The sequence below is a fragment of the Burkholderia sp. LMG 13014 genome (assembly GCF_905232215.1).
In the GTDB taxonomy this organism is placed as follows: Bacteria; Pseudomonadota; Gammaproteobacteria; order Burkholderiales; family Burkholderiaceae; genus Burkholderia.
Map to the genome: position 1 here is coordinate 1 of NZ_CAJNKE010000283.1, position 7,548 is coordinate 7,548.

The 7,548-nt window shown below is 64.4% G+C and carries 7 protein-coding genes; 4 read left to right on the plus strand and 3 right to left on the minus strand.

Annotated features, from left to right (window positions below):
• Positions 1 to 1,392: dihydrolipoyl dehydrogenase (gene lpdA, locus JYJ84_RS23205; protein ID WP_205189508.1), on the plus strand; the 1,392-nt coding region annotated here is incomplete at its 5' end.
• Between the two features lie 150 nt (positions 1,393 to 1,542).
• On the opposite strand, the gene JYJ84_RS23210 is transcribed toward lpdA, so the two are convergent.
• A complete protein-coding gene (locus JYJ84_RS23210) occupies positions 1,543 to 1,986 on the minus strand; it encodes a hypothetical protein (RefSeq protein ID WP_236027612.1) in 444 nt (147 codons plus the stop codon).
• A gap of 164 nt (positions 1,987 to 2,150) precedes the next feature.
• The gene (locus tag JYJ84_RS23215) at positions 2,151 to 2,717 is read right to left on the minus strand and encodes a phasin family protein (protein ID WP_043190358.1); all 567 of its coding nucleotides are present in this window, start codon (positions 2,715 to 2,717) and stop codon (positions 2,151 to 2,153) included.
• 653 nt (positions 2,718 to 3,370) lie between these two features.
• Here JYJ84_RS23215 and pbpG point away from each other — a divergent pair.
• Positions 3,371 to 4,537 carry a D-alanyl-D-alanine endopeptidase gene (gene pbpG, locus JYJ84_RS23220; protein ID WP_122945791.1) on the plus strand — a complete coding sequence of 389 codons (1,167 nt, stop codon included), beginning with the start codon at positions 3,371 to 3,373 and terminating at the stop codon, positions 4,535 to 4,537.
• 92 nt (positions 4,538 to 4,629) lie between these two features.
• Here the strand turns inward: pbpG and JYJ84_RS23225 are convergent, their stop codons facing one another.
• The gene (locus tag JYJ84_RS23225; RefSeq protein ID WP_050013008.1) at positions 4,630 to 5,439 is read right to left on the minus strand and encodes an IclR family transcriptional regulator; all 810 of its coding nucleotides are present in this window, start codon (positions 5,437 to 5,439) and stop codon (positions 4,630 to 4,632) included.
• A gap of 182 nt (positions 5,440 to 5,621) precedes the next feature.
• Here JYJ84_RS23225 and JYJ84_RS23230 point away from each other — a divergent pair, with 182 nt between their 5' ends.
• Positions 5,622 to 6,344, plus strand: a complete 723-nt coding sequence (locus JYJ84_RS23230; RefSeq protein WP_069248359.1) for a (Fe-S)-binding protein — start codon at positions 5,622 to 5,624, stop codon at positions 6,342 to 6,344.
• Positions 6,345 to 6,378: 34 nt separating this feature from the next.
• Positions 6,379 to 7,548: lactate utilization protein B (locus JYJ84_RS23235; RefSeq protein WP_205189509.1), on the plus strand; the 1,170-nt coding region annotated here is incomplete at its 3' end.

The following is a 7,548-nucleotide window of genomic DNA, read 5'->3' on the forward strand; positions in this document are numbered from 1 at the left end:
CTCGTGCTCGGCGCCGGCCCCGGCGGATACTCGGCCGCGTTCCGCGCTGCCGACCTCGGCATGAAGACCGTGCTCGTCGAACGCTACTCGACGCTCGGCGGCGTGTGCCTGAACGTGGGCTGCATCCCGTCGAAGGCGCTGCTGCATACGTCGCTCGTCGTCGAGGAAGCCGCGGCGCTCGCGTCGCACGGCATCACGTTCGGCAAGCCCGAGATCAACCTCGACAAGCTGCGCGACTTCAAGTCGGGCGTCGTCAAGAAACTGACGACGGGCCTCGCCGGCATGGCGAAGGCACGCAAGGTCGAAGTGGTCACGGGCGTCGGGTCGTTCGTCGATCCGTATCACATGGAAGTGCACGGCGAGAACGGCAAGAAGGTCGTCCGCTTCAAGCAGGCGATCATCGCGGCCGGTTCGCAATCGGTGAAGCTGCCGTTCCTGCCGGAAGACCCGCGCATCGTCGATTCGACCGGCGCGCTCGAACTGCGCCAGCAGCCGAAGCGGATGCTCGTGATCGGCGGCGGCATCATCGGTCTCGAAATGGCGACGGTCTACTCGACGCTCGGCGCCGAGATCGACGTCGTCGAAATGCTCGACGTCCTCATGAACGGCGCGGACCGCGATCTCGTCAAGGTCTGGGAAAAGTACAACGCGAAGCGCTTCGGCAACGTGATGCTGAAGACCAAGACGGTCGGCGCGGAAGCGAAGGAAGACGGCATCTACGTGACGTTCGAGGGCGAGAAGGCGCCGGCGGAGCCGCAGCGCTACGACCTCGTGCTCGTCGCGGTGGGCCGTAGCCCGAACGGCAAGAAGATCGGCGCCGACAAGGCCGGTGTGGCCGTGACGGATCGCGGCTTCATCGACGTCGACAAGCAGATGCGCACGAACGTGCCGCACATCTTCGCGATCGGCGATATCGTCGGTCAGCCGATGCTCGCGCACAAGGCCGTGCACGAAGGCCACGTCGCAGCGGAAGCCGCGCACGGCGAAAAGTCGTACTTCGATGCGCTGCAGATCCCGTCGGTGGCCTACACCGATCCGGAAGTGGCCTGGGCCGGCAAGACGGAAGAGCAGTGCAAGGCCGAAGGCATCAAGTACGGCAAGGCCGTGTTCCCGTGGGCCGCTTCGGGCCGCGCGATCGCGAACGGCCGCGACGAAGGCTTCACGAAGCTGATCTTCGATGAGGAAACCCATCGCGTGATCGGCGGTGGCATCGTCGGCCTGAACGCGGGCGACCTGATCAGCGAAGTGTGCCTCGCCGTCGAGATGGGCGCGGACGCGGAAGACATCGGCAAGACGATCCATCCGCACCCGACGCTCGGCGAATCGGTCGGCATGGCCGCGGAACTGTACGAAGGCGTCTGTACCGACCTGCCGCCGCAACGCAAGAAGTAACGCGACCGGCACGGCCGGTCAGGTGCCGGCCATGAAAAACGCCGCCGCTCGGGAAACCGGGCGGCGGCGTTTTTATTGCTGCATGACCAGGGCAGGGTGGGGCGGCCTATGCCGAAGGCGTGGGTCCGCGCACACGCAGAACGGCGGGATCTACTTCGCCGCCCTGACGAATTGCGGAGCGACGCCGAGTTTTCCGCCGAGTTGCCTGATGAACGCGTGCAACTCGTCGCGTGGCGCGGCAGCGCCGTGCGGCGGGGGCGTCTCGCCCGTCGAGACCTCGATCGTGAGGTAGGATTTGTTCGGACTCGATTTCGCCGGCGTCACGACGATCAAGTAGCGGTAATGGCTGGTGTTGTCTTCTCCAGCGATCACGTGTTCCTCGGAAATCACCACCGTTCCATTCTTCGTCAACCATGACCGGGCCGCATCCACGATGCCGGCAAAGGGTAGCTCGACCGCGTACATTTCCATCGGTGGCGTTTCTGCCGGTTGAGACGTCGCGGCGGGCGGGGCGGCCGTGGCCCAGCCAGGCATCGCAAGCGCCGCGACGGAAATGGCCGTGGCGACGGTGATGGATCCGAGCGTTCTGTACATGAAGGAAATGAGAGGGCGAAACGTTCTTCTTCGGGATGGGCATGCGTGATGCCACACAACGAATGAGGGCAATGACCGGCAGCGATTGTCGCCCGATTGCATGTTCTGGCGCCAGAAATGAAAAAGCCGCGCTTGTGCGCGGCTCTTTCAGGAGCGGGGGACGCTTACGCGGCCGGCTTGCTCGTACGACGTGCAGCAGCGGCGGTAGCAGCCTTCGTTGCGACGGCAGCAGCAGCGTTGAAGTTCGTTTCAGCGATTTCGACGGCTTGCTTCGTGGCCTTCTGAACCGTTTCGTACGTGGTGTTCGCAGCGTTCAGTGCCGACTTCAGGGCAGCGACAGCCGTTTCCGAACCAGCCGGGGCATTCTTCGCGACGTTGTCGACGAGTGCCTGGACCTTCTTGTTCTGCTCTTCGAATTGCGCTTCGGCAACCTTCGTGAACTCGGCTTGCGTCGACGATGCGATTTCATACAGGTGACGGCCGTACGACAGCACCTTTTCCGCGACCGGCTGCGACAGGCTGGCTTGCAGCGCGATCAGTTCCTGTGCGTCCTTCACCGACAGCAGACGCTGTGCGTTTTCCTGGCTCTCGGCCAGCGTCGACTTCACGACCTGCAGGTTGAGTTCGATCAGCTTTTCGACGCCTTCGAATGCCTTGGTCGTCAGACCGAACAGGCTTTCGAGGTTGGCTTTCTGGGCGGCGGCGATTTGCTCGGGGGTCAGCAAGGACATGTCAAGCTCCTGAAAAGCGATCGCGTCGATCGCAGGGGAAAGGGCACTACGCTGGGGAACCTCGGATGCGCGTGCTTTGTGCAACGCAGCAATGAGGCTTATTTTAGGGCAGACAAAACCATTGTCAAGTATTTTTTGTGCGTTGCACAATCGTGACAAATTATCGATAAAACAACGAGTTATCGTGCCCGTCCGGAATCGGTTTCATGCGTGTTCCCAGATGGTGCGCACGACCGCGGGGCAGGCGCGGCGCACCATGATCATGCACAGGTAAACCTGACAGGCCTGTGGAACGTTATCCTTCTGTTCCTGTCGAAAAACGCGCCGTTTCGATGCGCGTACCGTGGCGACGTGCCGCCGCCACGGCCGAGACTGGCGCCCCTGGCACCCCGAGCGCCGGATACGTAGTTTCCCCGCTTTAAATCGCCTCCGAAGTGACGTTATCTCAATTAACCGTGTGTAATCGGGAGACGGGTACTGTCGGGCAGCGCATCCCATGATTTTTTTCGATGGGAGCGGGAGGGTTCATTGGTCAGAGGTTGGCCGACCCTTACATTCCGGTTTAACGACGATCGGTAAGTGCCTAATATTGCTCTTTTTTTCAGCTTTAACTACACTTGCGGAAACCTCCCGCCCGCTTTGTCCAGACCCCAATGAAAGCCGAATCGTTTTCACCGCGCAGATTGTTGCAGAGCATGACGCTCGGCACGGCTGTGTCGGTCGCAGTCGCCTTGCTGGCGACCACCGCGACCGTCGCGCCTGCTGACGCCTTTGCCGCCACTGCGAAGACCCAACAAGCCGCCAAGAAAAAGGCTGTCGCTCCTGCTTCGTCCGCGAAGAAGAAGTCTGCCAAGGCCAGCTCCGACAAATCCGCCAAGGTCGCCGCAGCCGATGCGCCGCGCGCGAAGGCATCGCGCAAGCGCGTGACGCTCGCGTCGAACGTGCATGGCGGCCATCACGGCGCAGTCCGCAAGGTCGCATTCCAGCCGCGCCGGCCGACCGTCGGCCAGGCGTTTGGCCTGCACGACACGCCCGACGCGCTCGCGCTGCGTTCGAGCGTCGCGTACGTCGTCGACCAGAACTCGGGCGAGCCGCTGTTCGACAAGAATTCGCACGCCGTCGTGCCGATCGCGTCGATCTCGAAGCTGATGACCGCGATGGTCGTGCTCGACTCGAAGACGCCGATGACCGACCAGATCGAAGTCACCGACGAAGACCGCGATTACGAGAAGGGCACGGGCTCGCGCCTGTCGGTCGGCTCGGTGCTGTCGCGTGAAGACATGCTGCACATCGCGCTGATGGCGTCGGAAAACCGCGCGGCCGCCGCGCTGTCGCGCTACTACCAGGGCGGCCGTCCGGCGTTCATCGCCGCGATGAACGCGAAGGCGAAGTCGCTCGGCATGACCGACACGCACTTCGAGAATTCGACGGGTCTGTCGAGCTCGAACGTGTCGAGCGCGCGCGACCTCGTGAAGATGGTCAATGCGGCGTACCAGTACCCGATGATTCGTCAGTTCTCGACCGATCGCACCTACGAGGTGTATACGGGCAAGCGCAACCTGGTCTACAACAGCACGAACGCGCTGATCCGCGGCAACGGCTCGTGGGACATCGGTCTGCAGAAGACGGGCTTCATCAACGAAGCGGGCGAATGCCTTGTCATGCAGGCGACGATCCACGGCAAGCCGATGGTGATGGTGCTGCTCGATTCGTTCGGCAAGTATTCGCGCTTCGCCGATGCGGCGCGCCTGCGCAACTGGCTCGATGCCGGCGGCGGCGAGCGCCTGACGGCGGCCAACACGCCGAACGGCGGGACCTGATCGCACGCTGGCGTGGCGGTTCGCCGCCGCGCCGATGGCTGAAAAAAAGCCCCGCAATCGCGGGGCTTTTTCATTGGGTGCGCGGGAGCGGCTTACGCCTGCCGCTGCAGCCCGTCGACGTCCTTCGCGGGCGCCGGCCGGTAGCCGAGCGATTCCGAAATGGTGAGGGCCGTCCGGCTCAACTGGCCGAGCCACGCATCCTGCAGGCGATCGGCCGGTGCCGACAGCGACAGGCCCGCGACGAGCTTGCCCGAATCGTCGTAGATGCCGGCCGCGATACAGCGCACGCCGAGCTCCAGCTCCTCGTTGTCGCGTGCGCACGATTGCTGGCGGACGATCGTCAGCTCGCGCTCGAGCTTCGCGATGTCGGTGATGCTGTTCTGCGTATGACCGGACAGCCCCGTGCGCGTCGCATAGGCGCGCACGCGCGACGTTTCGTCGGCCGCGAGGAACAGCTTGCCGACCGACGTGAGGTGCAGCGGCGCGCGGCCACCGATCGCACGGACGACCTGCATCCCCGAACGCTCCGAATACGCACGCTCGATGTAGACGATCTCGTCGCCCTGGCGTACCGACAGGTTCACGGTCTGCCCGGTGAGGCGGTGCAGCTCGCGCATCGGCATCAGCGCAGCATCGCGCACCGACAGGCGCGCCTTCACGAGGTTGCCGAGCTCCAGCAGCCGCATGCCGAGGCGGTACGTGCCGGGATCGGAACGGTCGACGAGACGGCAGGTCACCATGTCGTTGAGGATGCGGTGTGCGGTCGACGGGTGCAACTCCGTCCGCTGCGCAAGTTCCTTCAGGCTGACAGGGTCACTGTGCGCGGCGAGCGCGTCCAGCAGCCGCATCATGCGTTCGATCACCTGGATCGACGTTTTGGAATCCGGGGTGGGTTGGCTCATGTCGGGGGAGAAATCGGTTGACGCGTCAAGCGGTGTTGCAACGATTGTATCTCGTATCGTGAAAAAAGCGAACGCCGTTCGAGGAAATCCTCGTTTCGCGCGGTGCGGGCTTGCGCGCGAGCGGCGTTGGTCTTGCCGGCCAAACGGCGGATAATGAGAGCCGTTTTCTCGAAGGAGCACGTATGCGAGTCGGTTTGTTCGTGACCTGCCTGGTCGATCTGATGCGCCCCGAAATCGGTTTTTCGGCGCTCAAGCTGATTCGCGACGCCGGCTACGAGGTGATCGTGCCGCCCGCGCAGACTTGCTGCGGCCAGCCGGCCTACAACTCGGGCGACCGCGCGCTGGCGCGCGATCTTGCGGAAAAGACATTGCGCGAGTTCGAGCAGTTCGATTACGTCGTCGCGCCGTCGGGGTCATGCGGCGGGATGATTCGCGCGCACTACGGCGACCTGTTCCGCGACGACCCCGAGCTGATGGGGCGCTATACGCGGTTCCAGCAGAAAGTCTACGAACTGACCGATTTCCTGGCGAATGTCGCGAAGGTGTCGCTTGCGCCGGGCGAATTCACGGGGCCCGTCACGTATCACGATTCGTGCTCGGGCCTGCGCGAGCTCGGCGTGAAGGCGCAGCCGCGCGCGCTGCTCGCGCAGCGCGGCATCGCGGTTACCGAGATGAAGGACTGCGAGCACTGCTGCGGCTTCGGCGGCACGTTCGCGGTCAAGTACGGCGACATTTCGGCGGCCATCGCGGACGAGAAATGCGCGAACGTGCGCGCGTCGGGTACGGGCGCCGTCGTGCTCGGCGATCTCGGCTGCATGCTGAACATCGAAGGGCGGTTGCGCCGCACCGGCGACCGCGACACGCGCGTGCTGCACGTCGCGCAGGTGCTGGCGGGCGACGTCTGACGCCCGGTTCCGCTCACTTTTCCCCGATACCGCGATGCAAGTTCAATCGATGCATTTCAAGGCGCGCGCCGGCCAGAAGCTGGCCGACCAGCGCCTGCAGCAGAACCTGAAGAAGCTGTCGACGAAGTTCGTGTCCGCGCGCGCCGATGCGATGACCGCGATCGACTTCCCGGCCACGCGCGCCGCGCTGAAGGCTCGCCGCAACCGCGCGCTGGAGAACCTCGACGTGTGGCTCGAGGCGTTCGAGCGCGAGGCGACGCGGCGCGGCACGACGGTGCTGTTCGCCGAAACGACCGCGGACGCCGCGCGGCTCGTGGCCGACATCGCGCGCCGTCACGACGTGAAGAAGGTCATCAAGACCAAGTCGATGGTGTCGGAGGAAATGCGCCTGAACGCGGTGCTCGCGGAGATGGGCGTGCAGTCGATCGAGACGGATCTCGGCGAATACATCCTGCAGATCAACGACAACGAGCCGCCGAGCCACATCATTGCGCCCGTCGTGCACAAGGACAAGGACGAGATTGCCGACCTGTTCGCGCGCACGCACCATCGCGAGCGGCTCACCGAGATTCCGGACATGACGCGGGAGGCGCGCGAGGTGCTGCGCCCGCATTTCATGTCGGCCGACATGGGCGTGACGGGCGGCAACTTCGTGATCGCCGAGACCGGCTCGGTGGCGATCGTGACGAACGAAGGGAACGAGGGGATGTGCACGGTGATGCCGCGCGTGCACGTGGCGGTGACGGGCATCGAGAAGGTGCTGCCGACGCTCGAGGATCTCGCGACCGCGATGCGCCTGCTGCCGCGCTCCGCGACGGGGCAGAAGACGTCGAACTATTTCTCGCTGCTGACCGGGCCGCGAGGCCCGGGCGACGAGGACGGCCCCGAGCACAACTACGTGGTGCTCGTCGACGGCGGCCGCACCGGGCTGATCGGCGGCGAGTTCCAGGAGATGCTGCGCTGCATCCGCTGCGGCGCATGCATGAACCATTGTCCGGTTTATCAGAAGGTCGGTGGCCATGCGTACGGCTGGGTCTATCCGGGGCCGATGGGGTCGGTGCTGACGCCGAGCTACGTCGGGCTCGACCGCGCGCTCGACCTGCCGCAGGCCGCGACGCTCTGCGGGGAATGCGACAGCGTGTGCCCGGCCGGGATCCCGTTGTCGCATCTGTTGCGCACGCTGCGCGAGAAGCAGGTCGAGCGG

What these genes read in the sequence shown, in the direction of transcription:
- JYJ84_RS23210 (WP_236027612.1), bottom strand. Translation starts at nt 1,986, where the DNA reads ATGTACAGAACGCTCGGATCCATCACCGTCGCCACGGCCATTTCCGTC.
- JYJ84_RS23215 (WP_043190358.1), bottom strand. Translation starts at nt 2,717, where the DNA reads ATGTCCTTGCTGACCCCCGAGCAAATCGCCGCCGCCCAGAAAGCCAAC.
- pbpG (WP_122945791.1), top strand. Translation starts at nt 3,371, where the DNA reads ATGAAAGCCGAATCGTTTTCACCGCGCAGATTGTTGCAGAGCATGACG.
- JYJ84_RS23225 (WP_050013008.1), bottom strand. Translation starts at nt 5,439, where the DNA reads ATGAGCCAACCCACCCCGGATTCCAAAACGTCGATCCAGGTGATCGAA.
- JYJ84_RS23230 (WP_069248359.1), top strand. Translation starts at nt 5,622, where the DNA reads ATGCGAGTCGGTTTGTTCGTGACCTGCCTGGTCGATCTGATGCGCCCC.